We start from the raw sequence: 24,474 nt of genomic DNA, 5'->3' as shown, positions 1-24,474 counted from the left end.
GTAAATGCTATACCAGTATTTTCAAACTAAATAAGAAAAAGATTATGAATGCAATATTCACAGATGCTAGTTTTCAGAGCATGAATAATATAGCTAATCGCTATGGAATAAGTATTGGTGCTGTAACAGATTTAACACATTCTTTAATGAGAAGCAATGGATCGATGGCACAGTTTAATATTCCTGAATTAGGCGGAGGTGGTCAATGGATGCAAGGAGGCATGACCATGGTTGGCGATATGTTTAACAATCAATTGAAATATACGGTAGATGGTTTGTGTATCGAAATTTCAAATTTAATTCAGCAAGGTGGAATTCAATATAAGCCTTTACCTAAAATTCAAAATCAAGGGCAAGCAGGCGCACAATCTAGTTTTGGTGGCAATTGGTGGGGAGATTTAGGATATCCTAATTCTACAGGAAGTCAAAACAATACACGTTATGCTATTTTTTCGAATATTGGACGTCTGGCAATTCAGCAAAACGGAAAAGTTACGGTATTCAATACCCTAGATCATCAAATAGGAGGTGTAGGTCAGCAACAAGGAGGTAGTTATTCAGTTTCTTTTACCAGTCAATATGGGGCGGTTGATTTAAATTCTTTGCCAATTGTTTTAGGAGGAGAAGACCAACCAAAAGTTCAGGAAACCAATACTAATTTAAATAGTATGAATAATACTGTTCAAAACCAACCTGTTCAAAACCAACCTGTACAAAATCAACCTGTACAAAATCAACCTGCGCAAATTGTTTCAGAAAATACTCAAGGCATCCAAACAAATAATGATATGGAAGAAGATATTTTTAGTAAAATTGAAAAGTTATCAAACTTAAAAAACAAGGAAATTATTTCTGTTGTAGAGTTCGAAAACAAGAAAGCCGAATTACTAAGTAGGTTGTAGAAAAACCTTTTTTATCTTAAAAGCTTCACAGATTGATTCTAAAATATCAGTTTGTGAAGCTTTTTGCATTATGCAAAATTTTAAACTATATTTTTTCTATAGACGAATTTATTGTTTCTTGCATTTAATTTTATTTGAACCCAATCGTTAGTTTATGAATTCAAATTTTGAGGTTGTTATTATTGGTGGAGGAACAGCTGGCTTAATCTTAGCAAGAGAATTAAGCAATCAAAAAAGAAAAACATTAATTCTAGACAGAAAAAAAGACGTACTAGAATTCTCTTTTAATACACTCGGAAGTTTTATGAATTTAAAAGATTTTAAGCTAACCGAAGCCGTTGTTGCTAGACAAATAAATAAGATTACCTTTCATTCTAGCCGTGTTAAAAGCAGTATACCATCCGATTTATATATTTTAGATAAAAAGAAAGTACACCTTGAGTTATTAGACGCGTTAGATGAAAAATATGTTACCCTAAAAACGAGCGTGAATATTAAAACAATTGAAAAAGATGATGTAGGTAATTTTATATCGGTAACAGATCAAAATAAAATAAAATATACTGGGAAAATATTTGTTGATGCTTCAGGAACCAATGGAATTATTAGTAAAAAAGTAGGACTTCGTGCTAAAAAAGTAGATTTGGCAACAGGTGTTGAATACAATGTGAAATATTTAGGAAATCCTAATGAGATGTTTCTTTTAATGGGTAAAATGTATCAAGGTGGTTATGGTTGGATTTTTCCTTTAAAAAATCAAAGAGCAATCATCGGTTTTGGTACGTTTGATGTGCGAATAGTAAAAGATTTAAAAAACCGTTTGCATACAATATTAGAGATACCCTACATAAAAAAACTCGTGGTAAAGGATAATGATAAAGTAGAAGGTGGTAGCATTCCGATAACACCCGTTTTAGATCAATTTGTACTGAACAATTTGGTTTGTGTCGGTGATAGCGTTTCGCAAGTAAACCCGATAGTAGGCGAGGGGTATAAGTTTATTTTTGAAGCGGCTTTAATGGCGAGTAAAGCTATTGATATTTCCTTAGAAAAAGATGATTTGAACTATTTAACGACCTATGAGAAAAATTGGAAAAAAAGATTTTTCGCCAATTATACGCGTTCTAAAAATACTCAAAAGAAATTTTTTAAGTACTCACAAAATAATTTATTGATGGATTTTGTTTTGTTAATTTCTAAATTGGTGTCTAAAAAAAGAGCCATACAATCGCTATCGGGAGAATATGGTTTGGAAGAGATCTAAGAGAAGTATTCTTTAGATTTTTCCCAGTATTCATCCATTTCTACCAGAGACATATCAGCGAGTTCTTTACCTGCTTTTTTAGCTTCTTTTTCTAAATATTGAAAACGATTGATGAATTTTTTATTGGTCTTTTCAAGTGCGTTTTCAGGATTTACACCAATAAATCGTGCGTAATTAATCATGGAAAACAAAACATCACCAAACTCTTTTTCGGTATTTTCTTTGTTTCCTGCTTTAATTTCTTCGTTAAGTTCAGAAAGTTCTTCTTGTACTTTTTCCCAAACTTGCGCTGGTTTTTCCCAATCAAAACCAACACCTACAACTTTTTCTTGAATTCTACTCGCTTTTACAACTGCGGGTAAACTTTTAGGAACTCCTTCTAAAACAGAAGTTTTTCCTTCTTTTAGTTTTAATTGTTCCCAATTGCGCTTAACATCTGCTTCATCCTTCACTTTTACATCCCCATAAATATGAGGATGTCTATGAATTAATTTATCAGCAATAGCATTGGCAACATCTCCAATATCAAAAGCCTTTTTTTCACTGCCTATTTTTGCGTAGAAAACGATGTGCAATAAAACGTCTCCTAATTCCTTTTTAATTTCAGTTAAATCGTTGTCGAGAATGGCATCTGCAAGCTCATACGTTTCTTCAATAGTTAAATGTCGCAGGCTTTCTAGCGTTTGTTTTTGATCCCAAGGACATTTTTCACGGAGGTCATCCATAATGTCTAACAAACGATTAAAGGCAGCTAATTGTTCTTTTCTTGAGTTCAAATATGCTTTTTTTGAAATTGATGAGTAAAGAAGATAGTTCTTCTATTTTTGAAACTACAAGTTTGTTAAACTTCTTCAGTATTTTCTTCTTTAGCTTCTTGTATTGCAGAAAAATCCATTTTGGCATCAACCAAAATATTAAACCACTGAATTACCTTTTTAATATTAGAAGTGTACACTCTTTCATCATCATAATTAGGTAAAACTTCTGCAAAAAATGAAGCTAGTTTTTTTCCGCTTTCTTTATGAGAAATAGCTTCTTTACCTCCTGTTTTTTCGAAAATTGCTTTAAAAACATTCAATAATGGAATGTCTTCTTCGTACGTGTAAATCGCAATATTTTCTAATAAACTCACATTTTGAGTAGAGTTGATGGCCATTCTTTTTTGATCTGCTAAAGATTCTACAATAATTGCATTTTTAGACTGAGATATTACTTGAAATAAACCCGGTTTACCGGTAACCGAAATAATTTTACTAAATTCCATATGTGTTTCTATATTGTTGGTCTCCTCGAACATTGTAGCGTTTTTACGGTCTCGAAAACTACCTGTAATAGCCTTATTCAAACAGACATTATTTTTTTGTTATTTACCTTTTTTTAAATTCGGAAAACGCATTCTATAGTCTGCATTTATTTTTCCTTTTGAAATGTTTTCTAGTTTCTTTTTTATCAATCTTTTTTTGAGAGATGAAAGCTTATCCGTAAATAAAATTCCTTCAATATGATCGTATTCATGCTGAAAAACTCGCGCTGCTAAACCCTCTAAAACTTCTGTATGTGTATTAAAATCTTCATCTTGATATTCAAAAGTAACTTTGGGTTGACGATATACGTCTTGACGAACATCAGGAATGCTTAAACAGCCTTCATTAAAAGCCCATTCTTCACCTTCTTCTTTTAGAATTTGTGCATTGATAAAAACTTTATTAAATGTTTTTAAAATCGCTCTGTCATCATCATCTAAATCTTCATCTTCTGCAAAAGGAGAAGCGTCAATAATAAACAAACGTATTGCTTTTCCGATTTGAGGAGCCGCCAAACCAACACCAGAAGCATTGTACATGGTTTCTTTCATGTTGGCAATGAGCTCTTTTAAATTAGGATAATCTGCATCAATCTCCTTGCTTTCTTTTCTTAAAACAGGATCTCCATAAGCTACAATAGGTAAAATCATTTTATTTTTTTTATTGAGTGCAAAAGTACAAAGTTTGTAACTTGAACAAAACTATTTGCTGTATAAATACGACTGTAAAATGATGGTGGCACTAATTTCATCAACCAAAGCTTTATTTCTTCGTTGATTTTTTTTCAATCCACCATCAATCATCGATTGAAAAGCCATTTTAGAAGTAAAACGCTCATCTATTCTTAACACGGGAATTTGTGGTATTTCTTTGGATAATTTTTTTAAAAAAGGAACAATCAGCGCCTCACTTTCGCTATCTGAATTATCCATTTGTTTCGGCTTGCCTACTAAAAAAAGTTCCACACGCTCTTTAGCAATGTAGCCTTTTAAAAATGGTATTAAGTCATCTGTATTTACGGTTGTTAAGCCAGAAGCAATAATTTGTAATGGGTCTGTAACTGCAATTCCTGTTCTTTTTTTTCCAAAATCGATGGCTAAAATTCTTCCCAAGTTGTATACTTTTTTTGCAAAAATAAAGTTTAAATGTTACTAATAAGTATTAATATGAATAAAATCAGCTTTTGGTAAAAAAGCTATTTTGTAATTTAAACAAGGAAGGGTAATTTGTTTAAAAAATGTATATTCGCCATAGGTTTTACAGATAAATTTATATTTGCTAAAAGTAAATTTTAAAATGAAAGATATCAGAGAAATTATAGAGTCCGCTTGGGAAAATCGTGACTTATTAAAAGAAGAAACTACCATAAATACCATTAGAGAAGTAGTTGATTTATTAGACAAAGGAGCGCTAAGAGTTGCAGAACCTATAGCGGGCGGATGGCAAGTAAATGAATGGATAAAAAAAGCCGTTGTTTTGTACTTTCCGATTCAAAAAATGGAAACTTTAGAAGCTGGGATTTTTGAATATCATGACAAAATTCCACTAAAAAGAAACTATGCAGAAAGAGGCATTAGAGTAGTGCCAAATGCAGTGGCAAGACATGGAGCTTATATTGCTGCAGGAACTATTTTAATGCCTAGTTATGTAAATATTGGGGCGTATGTAGATGAAGGAACGATGGTGGATACATGGGCAACGGTGGGATCTTGTGCGCAAATTGGTAAAAACGTTCATTTATCTGGGGGAGTAGGTATTGGAGGTGTTTTAGAACCACTACAAGCTGCTCCAGTAATTATAGAAGATGGCGCTTTTATAGGTTCTAGATGTATAGTTGTAGAAGGTGTAAGAGTAGAAAAAGAAGCCGTTTTGGGCGCAAATGTTGTGTTAACCATGAGTACGAAGATTATAGATGTTACTGGAGATGAACCTATAGAAATGAAAGGGAGAGTGCCGGCAAGATCTGTAGTAATTCCTGGCAGTTATACAAAGAAATTTGCAGCTGGCGAATACAATGTTCCTTGTGCCTTAATTATTGGAAGAAGAAAAGAAAGTACCAACAAAAAAACGTCTTTAAATGATGCATTGCGTGAGTATGACGTTGCTGTTTAAGAGTTAAAAAAGCTATGACTAAAATTACTGCAATTATACCAACGCTAAATGAAGAAATTCATATTGCAGCAGCAATTCAATCTGTAAGTTTTGCGGATGAAATAATTGTGATAGATTCTTTAAGTACCGATAAAACGTTAGAAATAGCAGAAAAATGCAACGTAAAAATCATCAAACGTAAGTTTGATGATTTTTCTTCGCAGAAAAACTTTGCTATTCAAGAGGCAAAATACCCTTGGATTTATATTTTAGATGCCGATGAAAGGGTAACAGCAGAAGTAGAGAAAGAAATTTTAGAGGCAGTTCAAAATCCAGATGGTTTTGTTGGTTTTAATGTAAGAAGATCTTTTTATTTTGCGGGTAAAAACATTAATTATGGCGGATGTCAAAGAGACAAAGTAGTTCGTTTATTTTTAAAAAAAGAGTGCAAGTATAAAGGAGTTGTGCATGAAAAAATTGTTACTTCTGGTAAAATCGGTTTTTTTAAAAATAAAATAGAACACTATTCTTATAAAAGCTATGATCATTATATTTCTAAAATGAATCATTACGGGGCTTTAAGAGGTAAACAATATTTTGAGGAAGGAAAAAAAGTAAATTTATTTCATATTTTAATAAAACCACCGGCAAGATTTGTAATTCATTATTTTATTAGGTTGGGCTTTTTAGACGGATTTCCAGGATATGTTTTTGCCAAAACGCAAGCATATGGAGTTTATACAAGGTATATAAAGCTTTGGTTGTTGAATAAAGATAGTAAAGAATGAGTATTGGTAAAGTAAATATCGATATTTCTATCGTAATTGTTAATTACAAAAGCTGGAAACACCTAGAGAATTGTTTAAATTCTATCAATAAAATTATTTCGAATGAGTTTTTTTTAGAGGTTATAATTGTTGATAATTGTTCTCATGATCATTTATTTGAAGTCTTTAAAAAGAAATTTCCACAATTTATTTTCATTGAAAATACAGGAAATAATGGTTTTGCAAATGGTTGCAATTTAGGAGCAAAAAGCGCAAAAGGGAATTATTTCCTTTTTTTAAATCCAGACACCATTATTTCTGAAGAACCCATTTTAAAAATGTATTCTTTTTTAAAAGAAAATAAAAACATAGGTGTTGTGTCTTGTAACCAGTTGAATACAAATGGATTTTATGAGAAAAACATTCGTTTTTTCTTAGATTTAAATACACTTTTTGGTCTTTTTAGAGCGCTCAATAAAAAGAAATTAAGCGCAAGAGTACTTCAAAAAAACAATGTTCTTTATCCGGATTGGGTATCAGGAGCAATTGTTTTTATAGGCAGAGAATGGTTTGATAAAATAAATGGCTGGGATGAAGATTTTTGGATGTATTACGAGGATGTAAACTTATCTAAAAAGGTTTCTGATGTAGGTGGCATAGTCGCTTTATTAACAAATACAGAAATTATTCATAACCATGGAGGATCCTCAAGAATTAATATTAAAACGGCCTCCATAACAAAAACGGAAGTACTAATTTCTAAACATGTATATATTCGCCATAATTATACAGGAATAAAACATTTTATTTTACATTTTTTACTGATTATCAATAACTTAATCGGAAAAATTATAGCTGGATCCATTGGAGTTCTTTTCTTCTTTATTCCAAAATTAAGATTAAACGTGTACTTGTGCTTTAACACTATAAAATACTACATTAGTTCCTTAATAAACAGAACTTGGTTAAGTTCTAGGTCCTTAAATTACCCAAATAAAATTTAAAGCTAGATGAATATTGAGTATAAATTCTATTAAAAACATTTACAACTAGAATGTTTTATTTCTGTATAGAAAAGCTAAAATAAAGACAGAAATTTGTTGCGGATAGCCTATTCTTTTTCTTATTATTTACATAGTATTTAAATCTAAATAGATATCGAAGAAAGAACTAGACAGCGTTTAAATTAAATTCCTCATTTAAAATAAATGTTCAATCAGTCTTAATTGAAGTGAATAATTCTTCTTCATTTTTAGAGATATTTTTCTAGAATCTACTAAATCCTATATATGGTATTTGCATTGTTTCAAAAATACTAGTTATAAAATTTTATACTGATATTCAGTTATTTAAAAATTTAATTATGTTGTTTTAAAGCGAGTTTTATAAGCGAAACTTCCAAAACTGATATAGGTCATTTCTCACTAATTTACATTACCATAATTTTATCTTCGAAATAATACAAGCAGAGAATTCTGCCAAATGAAACCAAATTTAAATAATACTGGTTATTGGTTGAAGTTGCAGTAAAAGAAAATGATTTTTTTCTTTATCTAAAAGTAAAAAAATAAAGCATAATCTTCATTAAGGTTTCTTTTTTAGATGAAATAGAAAGAGAAAGGCTCATTTTTTTGAAAGTAATTTCAAATGATATAAGGTATGAGAAACACAATTCAATAATATGGATATAAAATTAATCAATTAAACTTTAAACTTATGAAAACTTATGCTATTCATCTCAAATTAAAAAAGAAACTTCAAATAAAACACGCTATACTTGCTATTATTTTTCTGTTAGCGAGTATAACAACTACCACCGCACAATGCATTCTTCCCGCAGGAATTACAACTATTAATGATCTAACAACGGTTTGTTCTAAAGATGCAAATAATCCGTCAGGAATCTTGAGTATACCAAGTGGTGCAACACTTCATTTAAATACTGCTTCGGAATTTCCAGCTAGTTTTACAGAAATTCATGTATTAAACAATGGTACTATTGAACTAGGACTAGACTATACATTTCCGCCTACTTTACTTAAAATATTTCTATTTGATGCCGATGGAGATAAAGGCGTTGCTAGTGGGAAAATAAATTTTTCAGGGAATTACTTTTTAAAAATATCAACAGGAACTCAAATATATATTGAAAATACAGTTACGATGCACGGTGATGATGGGGCAGCTTTGTCTGGACCTCTTAATCAAGCCGTAGGATTATATATAGGTTCAAAGCAGTATGCAACTGCAAAGACACCAAATGATACAGGCGTATGTTCTGATTTTAGTAAGGTTATTGCAAATGGAGGTACACCCTCTTTAAATGAATGTATTTCTTCTACTATTGGGTCAAGTAACGCGGTTTGTTTTAATAACCAGCCTTATACGGTAGTTTCTTCGATATCTGGTCATATTCCTTTTACGACAGGGGCAGTATTTACATGGTCAAAAGTTTCTGGGCCAGGCAAGGTTATTTTTGGACCAAATACTTCATTATCTCCTAAAAATACAACAGAAAATAGCATAGAGGTTTCCATACCAGGAACGTATGTTCTTCGTGTAACTGCAGTGCAAAATTTATCAGTAGCCGATTGTACTGTACCATCAACGATTACTTTAACTAAAGATATTAAGACCGTTGCAAAGTAAAGCTACATATTAATAGCTGTTTTTAGAATGAACCAATTTTACTATGCTGATATTTAGATGATTATTATTTTATTTGAGCATGAGATTCATATAATTATATCAATAATTTCAAATATTAAGTGGCATGCACAGCTGTAGAGAATTGAATTCGCAATGTACTGGAAAGAGAAATAAAAGAGTATTTTTTGAACAAATTAATACTCTTTTTAGATTTCCAATTTAAAAATTACTATCACAGCTAGAATCAACACGATAAAAAAAGAAATGCTTTGGATTTGCTAAATTAAAATGACTTTCTTTTTTAAAATTGTGATTACTTTAAATTTGAATTAAGTGCTTAGGAAGCAGAAGATGCTACAAACGCCCGTATTTTATTCAGCTATTTCTATGATTTTAAATATAGATGAATACAGTAATTTCAAATGTTAAATGGTAGACATAACTTCAGATGAGAGCAAAGTAAGTCGTTTTTAAATAGCGTTGACAAATACAAAAGCATAAAAAACAACAAGGAATAACGCCCTTTTTTTATGTCTGGACACCATGATCTCTAAAGAATCCACCTTCTATTCTTTTAATCCTTAAATCTTCTAATAAATTGTTTTTGTTTAGTTGCGTTTTATCAAAAAAAAAAGTGAAAGCATGATAGTTATATTGCTTGTTTTTTAATTTCAATGAATCAAAAAATATGTCAATTTAGTTTTAAAAAACGCACACTTAAAAATGGGTGTTATTCATAATTTAATCAAAAAAATTATAGCTACTATCATAGGATTTCTTTTTTTTCTTTTTTTAGTCTAAAACATTGTTATCCGATAAAAGATAAAAAGACCGCTTTCGTTGTTAGAATCAAGAACAAAGACTTAAATGTAACTAACTGAAAAACAATAGTATTATGATTTTAAATTTTTCGATACATCATAAATTCTAAAACGGTTTTAAAAGCAAGGTATACTACTTTAAAGGCTCTTCAAAATAAATACTATCCATACTTTAAAACACTTTAGCTAATTTTAATCGGACAACACTAATTCCAAAATTAAGATTAAATGTATATTTGTGTTTTAATAGTATGCATAAAACTTGCTCATATTATAGATTATTAAAGTATCAAATAAAAACGATTGCTAAAGGGATATTAAAGATAAATCGTTTTATAGGGGCCAAAACAATAAGCATAGCGGGTTCTTAGGTTTTTATACCTGCTATTTTTCAAATTACAGTAATTTTAATGGATAATTGATATTATAATGAGCACTGAATTTTTCAATCTTGGAAATACTTATCGATGGTTGTTTAATTTTAAAAATAGTAGTAATGTACAATAAAGAAAATTTTCCTGTTGATGCCGTTATTACCTGGGTAGATAGTACAGATGTTATTTGGCAAAATAATATAAATACCTATTTAGAAAAAAAAATAGATTGGAATGATAACAAAACCATTAATGCATATCATGCTATAAATGAAATTGAAATTACAATAACATCCATCCTTAAAAATGCAAAGTTTATAAAAAATATTTATTTAGTTACAGATAATCAACGACCAAAAAACTTTGATAAACTTCAAAAAGTTGCTAAAAAATCTGAGGTTAATTTAATGATTATCGATCATAACATTATTTTTAAAGGATATGAGCATTATTTACCTACGTTTAATTCACTGAGCATTGAAACGCTGATTTATAAGATTCCAAATTTAAATGAACATTTTTTGTATTTGAATGATGATTTTTTTTTGATGAAAGAACTAGAAATTGAAGATTTTTTTATGGATAATTATCCCATAATTAGAGGAAGATGGAGTTCTTTTTATGAGGATAAAACGATTAGAAAATTCGCTTTAAAAATAAAATCTTTTTTTAAAAAAATAGATCCTAAAAAAAATGGTTATAAGTTGTGGCAGCAAAATACGGCTAAATTATTGGGTTTTAAAAAATATGTAAGAATAGATCATACGCCAGTTGCTATGAGAAAATCTACTATTGAAGCGTATTTCAAGTCGAATCCTAAATCATTAGAGAATAATATCAAATTTAGATTTAGGAATTATACACAGTTTCTTATTACATCATTATCGAATCATTTAGAAATTAAAAAGAACACTTTTATTTTAAAGAATAATTTTAATTTAGGTTATTATCAATCTTATAACTATGTAAAGATTGTTTTTAAATTATTTTGGTTCGATATTGATAAATCTAAAAAATTTATGTGCTTTCAAATGTTAGTTTTAGCAAATAAAAAAACATTGTCCTATATTTTAAATTGGATCGATAAAAAGCTAGACACAAATTTTAATGAAACTATTCATTAATTCTAGCGATTGTTTAAAATAATTGCAAGCTAAAAAGTATTTTTTATTTTTAGGAAGGATATCAAAAATAGAACCTATCACTATAATCAAATTCAGGATTCTATAATTATGATGTTTATAGAGTTCGTATTATTTTAAATCTTCAACAGGTGTAGCTATTTTCTTATTATTGAAATATAAATATTTTGTAGCATGATAATAAGCTGATAAAAGACTATCCATGTGTTGGGCAATCATTGGTTTCTCTAGCTTTATGTCTTTGATGTTATTTGTTTGTAAACTAAACAAACTTGCTTTTTTAGAGATGTTTGTTTTTTCATAATAAAATTGATCCTTAATGAGGCCAACAGCTTTTTCCCCTTTTCTTGTAATGTATAAAAAAGCAGCAGTATTCGTAGTTGTACTGTCAAGTAAATCTCTTCCTAGCGTATAATTTGTATAATCTATTTTTGCTAAACTTGTCGCAGTAGGAAAAATATCGACTAATTTAGCGTATGTATTTACTTCTTGTGGTTTTACATATTTTGGCGCATGAATGAAAAACGGAACATGATGTCTTTGTATGCCTAAATCATCTTCATTGTTTTTTAAGAAATCTAGTTTCTTCATACCTCCTCGATGATCTCCAAAAAAAACAAAAATAGAATTTTCATAATAACCCGCTTCTTTTGCTCTCTCTAAAAAGCGAGCAACATTAAAGTCTAAATAACGAATTCCGTTTAATTGTCCTAAAGATCTAAATCCACCTTTTAGAAGTGTTTCTTCATCAATTTTATTTTCTAAAATAGGTGTAAAACTTTCCTTATGATCGGGCACTGTAAAAGGCATATGATTGGTTGCTGTTTGAATGTAAGCAACAAAAGGTTTTCCTTTTTTATGCAATTTTTGCAGTTCCTTGTCAGATTCTTTAAATAAGTCGTAGTCATCAATTCCCCAAACATCGGCTCTGTTTTCTTCTTCAAAACTTCCTTCCTCATATATTTTTAGATCCTTTATATTCGATTGAAAAACACCTCTAATATTTGCCCAATTCGCAGAGCCTCCCAAAAAATAAAGTTTTTCATATCCTTTAAATTGATCAAAAATAATTCGTTGATCTATTATCATAGGGTTTCTTGAAGCTGTTTTTACATCTTCGATATCTGGCAAACCCGTAATACTTGCAAAAACGCTGCCTGCTGTCCCTGCTTTATGTACATAAAATTTAGAAAAACTTAAACTTTCTTTAATAATGGAATCCATTTTAGGCGAACTATTCAACGGATTTCCATAGTAGCTCAGGGTCGCTGTTCCTGTAGATTCTAACATCACAAAAATTACATTCGGTTTTTCTTTGTACGGGGTATGAAAGGTTACTTTTTTTTCAAAATTGATGCTGTCTTTTGGTAAGTTTAGATGTTTGGCGATTACAGGGTAATAGGTTTTAAATTTCTGAAGATCTACACCTTCACTTCTAAAAGCAAAACTATCAAAGAAATATAAAACCGGATTTAAAGCGAATTGATTTATCGTATTGTTTTTAGAGAAAAAAGCTTCACTCCAGCGCAAAGGGTAATGCGTAATGCTATTGTAAATTCCAAATGAACAAAGCAAAATCATGACAATAAAAACTACTGCTTTTAATTTGTTGGTTATTTTTTGGTGTGTTTTAGAAAAGAAGTTATACACAAAGCCAGTATATTTATAAATGACAAAACACAAAATTACCAATGCCAAAATACCTTTGTAAATGGGGTAACTCTCCATTAACACCTGTGTAGATATTTTAAAATTATCTAAAAATCGTAATGATGAGGCATCTATTCGGATGCTTAAATACTCATAATATCCAAAATCGAACAGGTAAAAAAGCGTTAAAATTAGGTAGGATATAATTAGATAAATGGTTGCGATTCTTTTAAAAATTACACGTTCAAAAAAACGATAATTTGTAATTAAGACAAATATTGCTAATGGAAAGAAGGTAATAATTGCTAATTTTAAATCAAAACGAATGCCTAACAAAATGGCTTTTTGTATTTCTGGAGATGCTAAAGAAGAATTAGTGTCTAATTGTGCAAAATAAAGATAGAAAACACCTCTAAATAAAACGACAAAAATGAAGAGAAAAAAAACATTTGTGAAAATGAATTTTATATAATTTGGGATTTTTTGAATCATGTTTTTATATATTTTGCAAAGGTACCATTTTTAGCATTATTTTAAATATACAATCCTTGCAACAAAAGTAATATTGAGAAGAGGTTTAAAATATGATTGAACCAAAGGATGTAAAATAAATTTTGGTAAACACAAAAATAATACCAGTTCTACTATTTAAAGTGTTTCTTGCTTCAATACAGAATTGATATAACCTAAAATGTAACGTCCATTTTGAGTATCAAACTTGTATCCAATTTGGGCAAATAAATTCATTTTCTGTCCCATCCATCCATGTTTTAGAAGTTATGACAGTTTTATTTTTATGTTGATTTAACCAAGCTCCCCACCAAGAAAAATTACTATTTGCTGTAATATTATGTTCACATAAACTTATGAGATGCATGTTTTCATGAGGTATCACAGCATGTTCTATAAAAGTTTTATTTTCAATGTTAAGGTTTTTTTTAGCCCAAGAAATATCATTAGAAAATATAAAGAAATGATGATCACTAAATTTATGTTGAATCAATTTTATGGCGGCTTGGTAGTACCTTAAATTACTAGCTGACAGAGTCTCATTTACTTTTTCAGTAGCCATAGAACTTGTTCTTTCTATGTGCAAAGCGCAAGCGTTTTTTTGAATTGTAATTTCTTTTAAATAATTGATTGTTGAGTTTGATAATTCTTTTTTTACCACAAATTGTTTTCGTAAAATAGCGCGAATTGTTTTAAAGTATTTTTCTGTTTGAAAATTACCGATCACATATTTTTTTGGAGGTAGTTCAAGAAATTTTTTATCAAATAGCAAACTTTTTTCTTTTAAAGATGCTTGGAGTCTTATGCTACTTAAAAAGTTATCAAGCGGTGTAGTAGTTTCTAAATCAATTTTAAATTGATTTAATTGGCACTCTTTATGCAATTTTTGTTTTTTTAATTTGGAAATATCAATCTTTACTTGATATCCTTTTTGCTGCAAAGCTTTGGCATATGCGTACTGAAACATTTGAGTTCCAAGGTCGCCAAGAATTCTGACAATAATCATAAAAAAGTTATCATTTTAAGGGATCTTGATTAGATGAAAACGAAAGCACAAATGTAATTATAATTTTCTTTTATCAATTGCTGTTTAAAAGCGTAGAAAACAATAAATTTGCGCTTTCTTACTAAAAATATGAATTATAAAGAAGCGCTTTCTTCAGAGATTTTTACAATAATATCAAAGGCATCAGAACAATTACAGGTAAAAAGCTATGTGATTGGTGGTTTTGTGCGCGATTTTATTTTAAAAAGAGGCACTGCCAAAGATATAGATATTGTGGCTGTAGGCAGCGGAATTGAGTTAGCTTTAAAAGTGTCTAAACTATTGCCAAATAAACCAAAAGTGCAAGTTTTTAAAACATACGGAACGGCAATGTTGCGTTATAAAGACACTGAAATAGAGTTTGTGGGTGCTAGAAAAGAATCTTATACAGAAGAAAGTAGAAACCCTGAAGTTACTCAAGGAACTTTAAAAGACGATCAAAATAGAAGGGATTTTACCATGAATGCATTGGCCTTAAGTTTAAATAAAGAGAATTTTGGTGAAGTATTAGATCCGTTTAACGGGATGGAAGATTTAGAAAATAAAATTATAAAAACTCCTTTAAATCCAGATATTACTTATTCAGATGATCCTTTAAGAATGATGCGTGCCATTCGTTTTGCAACACAATTAAATTTCGATATTGAAGCGCAATCGCTATTAGCAATTTCTAGCAATTCTAAGAGACTTCATATTATTACAAGAGAAAGAATTGTTGTTGAGTTGCATAAAATAGTAGCATCAGCAAAACCATCTATGGGCTTTTTGTTATTACAACAAACAGGATTGTTGCAACAAATTTTACCTGAATTAATTGCTTTAAAAGGAGTAGAGGAGGTTGAAGGCCAAAAACATAAAGACAACTTTTATCATACCTTAGAAGTCGTAGATAATATTGCGGAACACACCGATGATGTTTGGTTAAGATGGGCCGCTTTATTGCATGATATCGGAAAAGCACCCACAAAGAAATTTAGTAAAAAAGTTGGTTGGACCTTTCATGGACATGAATTTGTAGGTTCTAAAATGGTCTATAAAATCTTTAAAAGGTTAAAAATGCCATTGAATAATAAAATGAAATTTGTTCAGAAAATGGTGTTGTTAAGTTCGCGCCCAATTGTGTTGGCTTCAGAGGTAACAGACTCGGCTATAAGACGTTTGGTTTTTGATGCAGGCAATGATATAAATTCTTTAATGACTTTGTGTGAAGCAGATATTACCACGAAAAATCCGAAGAAATTTAAGCGCTATCATCAAAATTTTAATCTCGTTCGGGCAAAAATTAAAGAGGTAGAGGAGAGAGATAAAGTTAGAAACTTTCAGCCGCCAATTACCGGAGAAGAAATTATGAAAGCTTTTAATTTAAAGCCTTGCAGAGAAATAGGTCAAATTAAAGAAGCCATTAAAGAGGCTATTTTAGAGGGTGAAATTCCGAATGAACATGACGCCTCCTATGTTTTTATGATCGAAAAAGGCAAGAAATTAGGCTTGCAGTTAGCTTAAACTTTGCATAGAAACCAATTTAAAGTATTCGCCTTTTTTAGCCAATAGTTCTTCATGCTTTCCTTGCTCCGCTATTTTTCCTTTTTTCATTACAACAATCTTGTTTGCTTTTTGAATGGTAGATAATCTGTGCGCAATCACCAGCGAAGTTCTATTTTGCATCATTTTTTCTAATGCAATTTGTACTAATTGTTCAGATTCTGTGTCTAGGGCCGAAGTTGCTTCATCTAAAATCATAATTGGTGGATTCTTTAAAACAGCTCTAGCAATCGATAAACGCTGTTTTTGTCCGCCAGAAAGTGTACCACCGCTATCACCAATATTTGTGTGAAACTTTTCTGGTAAATCTTGAATAAATTCATTGGCATTTGCAATTTTGGAAGCCTCTAAAATTGCTGTATCTGTAGCATTTTGATTTCCTAAATTGATATTATTTGCAACGGTGTCGTTAAAGAGAATAGAGTCTTGGGAAACAATTCCCATTAAATCGCGTAAAGATTTTTTGGTGATGTCTTTGATATCAATTCCATCTATAAAAATAGCACCTTTATTTACATCATAAAAGCGAGTAATTAAATTGGCTAAAGTAGATTTTCCGCTTCCAGATTGCCCAACAAGCGCCACAGTTTCCCCTTTTTTGATCGTTAATGAAAAGTTTTTTAAGACATACTCATCTTTATATTTGAAAGAGATATCTTTAAATTCAATTTGATCTTTAAAATCTTCTTTAACAAGAGCGTTCGGCTTATCTTTAATAGTGTTTTCAGTATTTAAAATTTGCATAATCCTTTCTGCAGAAGCTTCTCCCTTTTGAATATTGTAATACGTGGTTGTTATTAATTTTATAGGGTTTAATACCGTGTAGAATAAAAGAATATAGCCTAAAAATTTGCTTGAATCTAAAGAGCTGGTTTCCTTTAAAACATCGGTTCCTCCATACCAAAGAATGGTAATGATTGTGGCAGATCCTAAAAATTCACTCATAGGTGAAGCTAATGTTTGTCTATGAAAAACACTGGTCATTAATTTTCTGAAATTTTGTGTAGAATTATTAAATTTTTTGGCAATGACACTTTCGGCATTAAAACCTTTTATAATTCTTAAACCCGTTAAGGTTTCCTCTATAAACGATAAAAAGTTACCAGTTTCTTTTTGCGCTTTTACAGAATTAGCCTTTAATTTTTTACTGATTGATGAAATTATAAATCCAGAGACCGGTAATAATATAAAAACAAAGAGTGTTAATTCTACACTTATATATAGCATAATAGAAATAGAGATAAGAACCGTTAGCGGTTCTCTAACTAATACTTCTATAGAAGTTAAAATAGAGGTTTCTACTTCTTTTACATCAGAAGTCATGCGGGCAATAATATCTCCTTTTCTCTTTTCTGAAAAATACGCGATGGGCAAGGCTACAATCTTTTCATATAATTTATCCCGTAGATCTTTTACAATGCCTGTTCTTAAAAAAGTAATTACATACGAGGCTAAATATCTAAATAAGTTTTTAAAAAAGAATAAGGATAGCGATAGCAAACAAATGAATAGTAAGACGTTAACTTCACCATCATTTATTATTTTTTGAGAAATAAAATAGTTAAAGCTATTTTCTAGATAGCTTCCAAGACCATTTATGCCCTGATAAATAGGTTTGCTTATTACTTTTTTTTCCGTGCTAAATAAAATTCTTAAAACAGGAATAAAAGCTAAAACAGAAAGCACATTAAAAATTGCGTAAAGTATATTGAATAGAATATTTAGAACTGTAAATTTTCGATACTTTTTTTCATATTTTAAAATGTCTTTGAAATAGCTCATTAATTCAATTTCATCTCTTTGATAATACGTTGAATTTTAGCATCTAATTCACTTTCTACTTTTTCAACATTTTCTATGGTGTCTAAAGAAGTATTGACACTAAAATAAAATTTAATTTTTGGCTCTGTTCCACTTGGTCTTGCAGCAATTCTTGTTCCTGATGCCGTTTGATAGATCAATACATTCGATTTAGGTAAATCAATCTTCGTTACTTCACCAGTAATTAAGTTCTTTTTGGTTGATGCGTCATAGTCACAAAGTGTTTCAATTTTTTCACCATCAATTTCTAAAATAGGATTGTTGCGCATATCGCTTAACATTTGCTGAATTTCTGCAGCACCATCCATTCCTTTTTTAGTAATGGAAATTAAATACTCTTTATAAAAATTATTATCAATATAAATGTTTAACAATTCTTGGTAAAATGAGCTGCCATTTTGTTTTGCTAAAGCGGCCACTTCACAGGCCAATAAAGTAGCGGTAACTGCATCTTTATCACGAACAAAGTCACCCACCATATAACCAAAACTTTCTTCACCACCTCCAATAAAGTCTAGTTCTGGAAAATCTTTTACCATTTTGGCAATCCATTTAAAACCAGTTAAACCAACTTTGGTTTCAACGTTATAATTGGCAGCTACATCATTCACTAATTCTGTAGAAACAATCGTAGAACCTACAAATTGTTTTCCGTTCATTTTTCCTTCATCTTTCCATTTTTTCAATAGAAATTCAGTCATGACTACCATGGTTTGGTTCCCGTTCATTAACTTCATTTTTCCATCTGTATCTCTAACAGCAACGCCCAAACGATCACAATCAGGATCTGTACCAATTACAATATCTGCACCAATTTTATCTGCTAAATCCGTAGCCATTTTTAAGGCTTCTGGTTCTTCCGGATTCGGTGATTTTACAGTTGGAAAATCGCCATCGGGTACGCTTTGTTCTTCTACAATATGCACATCTGTATATCCTGCTTTTGCTAAAGCATCTGGCACAGAAACAATAGAGGTTCCGTGCAAAGAAGTAAAGACAATTTTTAAGTTTTTTCTTTCAATTTTTTTCGATAAAGAACCGTTTTTTACACTAGCTTTAATAAAAACATCGTCAACATCCTTACCAATTATTTCAATTAAATCTTCGTTGGCTTCAAATTTAATTTGAGAAAAATCTAAGGCATTTACATCTCCAATAATTCCTGCATCATGCGGAGGTACAATTTGTCCTCCATCTGCCCAATATACTTTGTAACCATTATATTCTGGCGGATTGTGAGATGCGGTTAATACAATACCGGCGTCACACCCTAAATGACGCACTGCAAAAGATAATTCTGGGGTTGCTCTTAAATCTTCAAATAAGTAAACTTTAATATTATTTGCGGATAAAACATCGGCAACAATTTTTGCGAACTTTTTACTATTATGTCTGCAATCAAAAGCTATGACCACTTTCAATTGTGCTTTTTTTACATTTTCTATCAGATAATTAGAAAGGCCTTGCGTGGCTCTTCCTAAGGTATATTTATTAATTCTATTAGTTCCCGCTCCCATGACTCCTCGCATTCCGCCGGTTCCGAATTCCATATCTTTATAGAATCTATCAGCCAAATCCTTTGGGTTATTATCAATAAGATTCTGTATTTCTGCTTGAGTTTCAGTATCAAAAATAGGAGTTAACCATTTTTTTGCTTTTTCTAAAATATCATTCATGGGTATGTTTTATGTTAATTGAGCTACAAATATAAAGTTTAAAAATTTATTTTTTCTTTAATTGTATAGTGTTTTTCGTCGCTTTTATTTTTGATGATGAGTTCGCCTATAAAACCTGCTAAAAAAAGTAAAGTTCCTAAAATCATGGAGGTTAAAGCAATAAAAAACCAAGGGTTATCGGTTACTAATATTGTTTTAATTCCATGATACACTTTGTACAGTTTATAAGCGCCAATATAAAAAGCAGATGAGATTCCGAATAAAAACATAAAAGTACCCCAAAGGCCAAAAAAGTGCATGGGTCTTTTGCCAAATTTAGACAAAAATGAAATGGTAATTAAATCGAGAAACCCATTGATAAAACGATCCATACCAAATTTGGTTTCTCCATATTTGCGGGCTTGGTGTTGTACTACTTTCTCACCAATTTTATAAAATCCTTCATTTTTTGCGAGAACCGGAATGTACCTGTGCATTTCTCCGCTTAGTTTTACCGTTTTTATTACCTCGTTTTTATACGCTTTTAAGCCACAATTAAAATCGTGTAATTTTAATCCTGACGTTTTTCTCGCTGCAGCATTGAATAATTTGGAGGGTATATTTTTAGATAAAACATGGTCATAGCGTTTCTTTTTCCAACCAGAAATTAGATCGAAACCTTCATCAATAATTAAATTGTATAATTCAGGGATTTCTTCAGGATTATCTTGCAAATCGGCATCCATGGTAATGACTACGGCGCCCGTTGCCAATTCAAAACCAGCATCTAAAGCTTGACTTTTACCAAAGTTTTTTTGAAAACGGATACCTTTTACAGCCTTATTTTTAACGGATAGTTTTTCAATAACCTGCCAAGAACTATCAGTACTGCCATCATCAATAAAAAGTATTTCATATAAATAACGATTGGATTGCATAACTTTTGCAATCCAATCGTGTAATTCTTGTAAAGATTCTTCTTCGTTTAGAAGTGGTATAACTACCGAAATATCCATCTATTTTTAGTTATAAAGTTACAAGTTGTAAAGTTAAAGAAGTCTGGAAGAAAACTTCCAAGCTTTTTGCTTTAAAACAGTAGCTTAATAGGTTTCTTCTTCAGATTTTTTCATAATTGCTGCCGTAATAGCAGAAACAATGAACCCTCCGATGGCGTAACTAATAATTCCTACAGCGGCCATGATTCCTGGTGTCTGAAAGGTTTTAGTCATTTCGTTGGCAGCTTCAATTTGCTCTTCTGTCATTCCTTGATCTAAAAAGGCTTGATTTTGAATTTCCATCAATTGAGCCATAAAATCGGGTTCAATATAATTAGAAAAAATATAATTATAAATCACAACCATTAAACCTGCTAATACGGCGATACCCACTCCAATCTTTACACCCTGACCCCAAGATAAAAATCCGCCATTAGCTTCTTTAAACTGTTTTGTTCCCAAAACAATAAATACAATAAATAAAACAATACTAATTACAGAAGCAGACCAATGAGGCGGCAAGTGATTTCCTGTAGCATATAGCACTAGGCTAAATACAATTGAAGCTGCTCCAAGAATAGCACCATTATTCACAATAAAACTTTTACTTTCTGCTTGATTTTCCATTTTCTTTAAAATTTAGTTAGTATTACAAATATATTGATTTCATTTTTATATTGATTTCATTTTGATCGCAGTTTTAATGCTATTTTACTAAAACAAAACATCTAATTAGTAGTCAGCAAGTTAAAAATGTTACATAAATTTTCATCTTTTTTTTCTTGTCAAAATAAAAATAGATTGTAAATTTGCATCGGCAAGTCCTACACAACTAGCTCCCTTTGAATCCTCCAGGGCGGGAACGCAGCAAAGGTATTAGGTTGTAGCAGTGTGATGTAGGTAGCTTGCCATTTTTTATGCCTTAAAGTTTCTTTCAGAAAAATGGTTTCTTTCCTATTAACTTTTTAACTTTACACCTTTTACCTTAAAATTTATGTATGTCTAAAGTTGTTTTAGTTACCGGTGCTTCCTCTGGAATTGGAAATTCAATTGCTACTTTTTTACAGTCTAAAGGATATCGGGTATACGGAACAAGTAGAAATCCCAAAAATAGTGCAAGTTTTTCTTTTGAAATGATTGCTTTAGATGTTTTAAAAGTAGCTACGATTCAACAAGCTGTTGCTTATATTATTAAAAAAGAAGGTAATTTAGATGTTCTAATCAATAACGCAGGGATGGGCATTACAGGTCCAATTGAAGATACGCCAACCGATGAAATGCGAAAAGTGTTTGATACAAATTTATTTGGCGCCATCGATGTAATGAAAGCTGTTTTGCCACAAATGAGAAAACAGAAATCTGGCATTATTATCAATATAACTTCTATTGCAGGGTATATGGGATTGCCTTTTAGAGGTTTGTATTCAGCATCAAAAGGAGCGTTAGAATTGATTACAGAGGCTACAAGTATGGAGGTTAAAAATTTAGGAATTAGGGTGATAAGCGTTGCTCCTGGAGATTTTGCCACCAATATTGCGGCAGGTAGATATCATACACCCGTTTTTGAGAAATCGGCTTATAAAGCACCGTATCAAGCCAATTTAGATTTGATGGATGCACATGTACAAGGCGGTCTAGATCCTATAGAAATGGCAAAAACCGTGTATCAAATCATGAATACTACAAACCCTAAAATACATTATAAAGTAGGCGGATTTATGGAGAAGTTTTCTATTGTATTGAAAAGAATTTTACCAGATACGATATATCAAAAATTATTAATGAATCATTATAAACTTTAGTTTACGCTGATATGCTCATCCGGATTTGGACTTAAATAGGTGTCTAAAATTGCAACGGTGCATGTTGCTGAATTGAATGTAAATTGAATCCATCCATAATATTCTTTATCATCTAATCCCATTTTTATAAGAAAATAATTTTCTTTTTCATTTTCTAAAAACTCCTTGTAAGTTAATTTATTATTTAAAAAATAATTAAAGGATTGGTAAGGAGTATCAAATTCATAGAAAATATCTAGAGCATTTTTAACTTCGTTAAAATATTGTCTTGTGTTTTCTGAAGTAAAAGGAGGTTCAAAAAGCACGGTATAAGGACCTTCATTTTTTCTCGGTGATAAAATTTGATTCTCATTTTCATTGGTAGAAACTAGTTTGATAACATATCGATTAAACTGAGGAATATTGCCGACATCTCTCACTTTTTCAGAAATCATTTTAAAATCAATAACACCGTCTGTATTGATATCTATATCAATAGGTAATTTACTGCCCAAGCAATCATCAAAAAGTGTATAATTTGTGCTTTCAGTTTCCTTATTTTCTTCGGTAAAATCTAACCAAAACTTACGACTATATTCTTGCTTATCATGCGGGTCTGTGTAAATTAAAATACCTGTAAATTTCTTGTCAACTTCCCACTCTTTTATGTAAAATTCTGATACATTCATTTCTGTAATTGCCGAAACATCTACTTGTTTTCCGTCGTAAAACTTAAAAGCACGTGCTATTTTTAAACAATTACCTTCCTTCTCAAAGATAAACGTAAAAGTTTCCGATTCTGTAGCAATAGGTTTTGTATAGCTTATTTTTACACTATTGTCATTGTACGTGCCTTCCCAAATAACTGGATTTGTGGCATGGGGTATCACAATGTTATCTCCTTCAGAAATATTAACATTAGTATTAGAGCAATTGATAATGAGATCAGAATCTTCTTCAGGTTCTATGATTTCTGCGGAACTACAAGAAAAAAGTATAGCGGATAGTACTAAAATTAATAGATATCTAATATGCATTAAAGGTGTAATTTGATACAAAAATAAAGATTTATGGATAAGAGTGTTCAAAGATGTTGTTAAACCTTTGGATTTTTTTTATGGAAATTAAAAATTAGGGTCTTTTTTTTAACGGTTTTTAGCTAGGTATCTATCAAAAACTTGTAGTTTATATCGTAAAGATTAAGAATCTATCTTGCTATCTTTGCAAAAAATAATTTAAAACTTTCAAAAATGAAATTTTTTATAGATACTGCAAATTTATCTCAAATAAAAGAAGCACAAGCTTTAGGTATTTTAGATGGTGTAACCACAAACCCTTCATTAATGGCGAAGGAAGGAATTACCGGTCAAGCGAATATCATTAATCATTACAAAGAAATTTGTGAATTGGTAGAGGGTGATGTTTCTGCAGAAGTAATTGCAACTGATTTTGATGGCATGGTAAAAGAAGGGGAGGCCTTAGCTTCTTTAAATCCGCAAATCGTGGTGAAATTACCCATGATCAAAGACGGAATTAAAGCCTGTAAATACTTTTCATCAAAAGGAATTAAAACAAATGTTACGTTGGTTTTTTCTGCGGGTCAAGCACTGTTAGCCGCAAAAGCAGGAGCAACGTATGTTTCTCCTTTTATTGGGCGTTTGGATGATATTTCTACAGATGGTTTAAATTTAATTTCAGAAATTCGTCTTATTTACGATAATTATGGTTTTAATACTCAAATTTTAGCAGCGTCTGTGCGTCATACCATGCATATTATAGATTGTGCAAAGTTAGGATCTGATGTGATGACCGGACCATTAAGCGCTATCGAAGGCTTATTAAAACACCCATTAACAGATATTGGTTTGGCAAAGTTTTTAGCAGATTACCAAAAAGGAAATTAATTTTAAGTTGTAAAGTAATAAGGTTATCAAGTACTCAAATTTGATGCTTTAAAGGATTTTAAGTGGTAAGGTTCTAAAGTTTGGCAGTTCTAAACTTCTCAAGTTGTAAGATTGGCAAATTATAAATTTGGATGGTTTAAAAGTTGTAAATGAACTTGGTATGCTGACATTTATGTGCTTTTAAACGGTATCATACTTTTAAATAATATCACTTTTTAAACTTGATTACATTTTAAACTTTACACGCTCAAATTTAA

21 protein-coding genes and 1 other RNA gene are annotated in these 24,474 nt (G+C 30.7%); 11 read left to right on the top strand and 11 right to left on the bottom strand.

What is annotated here, in order from left to right; translation table 11 throughout:
• The first annotated feature begins 44 nt into the window (after window positions 1-44).
• On the top strand, window positions 45-902 hold the full coding sequence (locus tag K8354_RS10790) for an SHOCT domain-containing protein (protein ID WP_223439518.1): 858 nt from the start codon (window positions 45-47) through the stop codon (window positions 900-902).
• A 154-nt stretch (window positions 903-1,056) separates the two neighbouring features.
• Window positions 1,057-2,166: a lycopene cyclase family protein gene (locus K8354_RS10785; protein ID WP_223439516.1), complete on the top strand. Its 1,110-nt coding sequence runs from the start codon at window positions 1,057-1,059 to the stop codon at window positions 2,164-2,166.
• On the opposite strand, the gene mazG is transcribed toward K8354_RS10785, so the two are convergent.
• The 4 genes from mazG to ruvX all read right to left on the bottom strand — a co-directional run bounded on the left by mazG (window position 2,163) and on the right by ruvX (window position 4,582).
• A complete protein-coding gene (mazG, locus tag K8354_RS10780; RefSeq protein WP_223439514.1) occupies window positions 2,163-2,942 on the bottom strand; it encodes a nucleoside triphosphate pyrophosphohydrolase in 780 nt (259 codons plus the stop codon). The two genes, K8354_RS10785 and mazG, sit on opposite strands and share 4 nt — an antisense overlap.
• A gap of 65 nt (window positions 2,943-3,007) precedes the next feature.
• On the bottom strand, window positions 3,008-3,430 hold the full coding sequence (locus K8354_RS10775) for a DUF5606 family protein (protein ID WP_223447665.1): 423 nt from the start codon (window positions 3,428-3,430) through the stop codon (window positions 3,008-3,010).
• 99 nt (window positions 3,431-3,529) lie between these two features.
• Window positions 3,530-4,120, bottom strand: coding sequence for a peptide deformylase (gene def / locus K8354_RS10770; RefSeq protein WP_223439512.1), 591 nt, complete (start codon window positions 4,118-4,120; stop codon window positions 3,530-3,532).
• Between the two features lie 51 nt (window positions 4,121-4,171).
• Entirely contained in the window at window positions 4,172-4,582 is a 411-nt protein-coding gene (gene ruvX, locus K8354_RS10765) for a Holliday junction resolvase RuvX (protein WP_223439510.1), read from the bottom strand.
• 184 nt (window positions 4,583-4,766) lie between these two features.
• Between ruvX and K8354_RS10760 the strand changes: the two genes are divergently transcribed.
• The 5 genes from K8354_RS10760 to K8354_RS10740 all read left to right on the top strand — a co-directional run bounded on the left by K8354_RS10760 (window position 4,767) and on the right by K8354_RS10740 (window position 11,296).
• Entirely contained in the window at window positions 4,767-5,582 is an 816-nt protein-coding gene (locus K8354_RS10760) for a 2,3,4,5-tetrahydropyridine-2,6-dicarboxylate N-succinyltransferase (RefSeq protein WP_223439508.1), read from the top strand.
• A 14-nt stretch (window positions 5,583-5,596) separates the two neighbouring features.
• Window positions 5,597-6,349, top strand: coding sequence for a glycosyltransferase family 2 protein (locus K8354_RS10755; protein ID WP_223439506.1), 753 nt, complete (start codon window positions 5,597-5,599; stop codon window positions 6,347-6,349).
• On the top strand, window positions 6,346-7,332 hold the full coding sequence (locus K8354_RS10750; protein ID WP_223439504.1) for a glycosyltransferase family 2 protein: 987 nt from the start codon (window positions 6,346-6,348) through the stop codon (window positions 7,330-7,332). Before K8354_RS10755 ends, K8354_RS10750 begins: the two co-directional genes overlap by 4 nt.
• Window positions 7,333-8,044: 712 nt before the next feature.
• Window positions 8,045-8,977 carry a hypothetical protein gene (locus tag K8354_RS10745; RefSeq protein WP_223439502.1) on the top strand — a complete coding sequence of 311 codons (933 nt, stop codon included), beginning with the start codon at window positions 8,045-8,047 and terminating at the stop codon, window positions 8,975-8,977.
• 1,317 nt (window positions 8,978-10,294) lie between these two features.
• A complete protein-coding gene (locus K8354_RS10740; protein WP_223439500.1) occupies window positions 10,295-11,296 on the top strand; it encodes a Stealth CR1 domain-containing protein in 1,002 nt (333 codons plus the stop codon).
• Window positions 11,297-11,425: 129 nt separating this feature from the next.
• Here K8354_RS10740 and K8354_RS10735 read toward each other — a convergent pair whose 3' ends face one another.
• On the bottom strand, window positions 11,426-13,456 hold the full coding sequence (locus K8354_RS10735) for an LTA synthase family protein (RefSeq protein ID WP_223439499.1): 2,031 nt from the start codon (window positions 13,454-13,456) through the stop codon (window positions 11,426-11,428).
• A 220-nt stretch (window positions 13,457-13,676) separates the two neighbouring features.
• Window positions 13,677-14,480, bottom strand: coding sequence for an alpha-1,2-fucosyltransferase (locus K8354_RS10730; RefSeq protein WP_223439497.1), 804 nt, complete (start codon window positions 14,478-14,480; stop codon window positions 13,677-13,679).
• A 129-nt stretch (window positions 14,481-14,609) separates the two neighbouring features.
• Between K8354_RS10730 and K8354_RS10725 the strand changes: the two genes are divergently transcribed.
• Complete coding sequence (locus tag K8354_RS10725) at window positions 14,610-16,022, top strand: CCA tRNA nucleotidyltransferase (RefSeq protein WP_223439495.1); 1,413 nt, start codon at window positions 14,610-14,612, stop codon at window positions 16,020-16,022.
• On the opposite strand, the gene K8354_RS10720 is transcribed toward K8354_RS10725, so the two are convergent.
• The 4 genes from K8354_RS10720 to K8354_RS10705 all read right to left on the bottom strand — a co-directional run bounded on the left by K8354_RS10720 (window position 16,014) and on the right by K8354_RS10705 (window position 21,159).
• On the bottom strand, window positions 16,014-17,843 hold the full coding sequence (locus K8354_RS10720; protein ID WP_223439493.1) for an ABC transporter ATP-binding protein: 1,830 nt from the start codon (window positions 17,841-17,843) through the stop codon (window positions 16,014-16,016). The two genes, K8354_RS10725 and K8354_RS10720, sit on opposite strands and share 9 nt — an antisense overlap.
• Window positions 17,843-19,558 (bottom strand): phospho-sugar mutase, encoded by a 1,716-nt coding sequence (locus K8354_RS10715; RefSeq protein WP_223439492.1) that lies wholly within the window; start codon window positions 19,556-19,558, stop codon window positions 17,843-17,845. Before K8354_RS10715 ends, K8354_RS10720 begins: the two co-directional genes overlap by 1 nt.
• 38 nt (window positions 19,559-19,596) lie before the next feature.
• Window positions 19,597-20,553, bottom strand: a complete 957-nt coding sequence (locus tag K8354_RS10710) for a glycosyltransferase family 2 protein (protein WP_223439490.1) — start codon at window positions 20,551-20,553, stop codon at window positions 19,597-19,599.
• 84 nt (window positions 20,554-20,637) lie between these two features.
• A complete protein-coding gene (locus K8354_RS10705) occupies window positions 20,638-21,159 on the bottom strand; it encodes a DUF4199 domain-containing protein (protein WP_223439488.1) in 522 nt (173 codons plus the stop codon).
• Window positions 21,160-21,347: 188 nt separating this feature from the next.
• On the opposite strand from K8354_RS10705, the gene ffs reads away from it, so the two are divergent.
• Window positions 21,348-21,446, top strand: an RNA gene (gene ffs / locus K8354_RS10700) — signal recognition particle sRNA small type.
• Between the two features lie 84 nt (window positions 21,447-21,530).
• Window positions 21,531-22,334 carry an SDR family oxidoreductase gene (locus K8354_RS10695; protein ID WP_223439486.1) on the top strand — a complete coding sequence of 268 codons (804 nt, stop codon included), beginning with the start codon at window positions 21,531-21,533 and terminating at the stop codon, window positions 22,332-22,334.
• Here the strand turns inward: K8354_RS10695 and K8354_RS10690 are convergent.
• Window positions 22,331-23,401, bottom strand: coding sequence for a hypothetical protein (locus K8354_RS10690; protein ID WP_223439484.1), 1,071 nt, complete (start codon window positions 23,399-23,401; stop codon window positions 22,331-22,333). The genes K8354_RS10695 and K8354_RS10690 overlap by 4 nt on opposite strands.
• Before the next feature lie 162 nt (window positions 23,402-23,563).
• Here K8354_RS10690 and fsa point away from each other — a divergent pair, with 162 nt between their 5' ends.
• Window positions 23,564-24,217 (top strand): fructose-6-phosphate aldolase, encoded by a 654-nt coding sequence (gene fsa / locus K8354_RS10685; protein WP_223439482.1) that lies wholly within the window; start codon window positions 23,564-23,566, stop codon window positions 24,215-24,217.
• The last annotated feature ends 257 nt before the right edge of the window (window positions 24,218-24,474 follow it).

It is taken from the genome of Polaribacter litorisediminis (assembly GCF_019968605.1).
In the GTDB taxonomy this organism is placed as follows: domain Bacteria; phylum Bacteroidota; class Bacteroidia; order Flavobacteriales; family Flavobacteriaceae; genus Polaribacter; species Polaribacter litorisediminis.
This window is presented reverse-complemented; position numbering and strand designations above follow the sequence as displayed.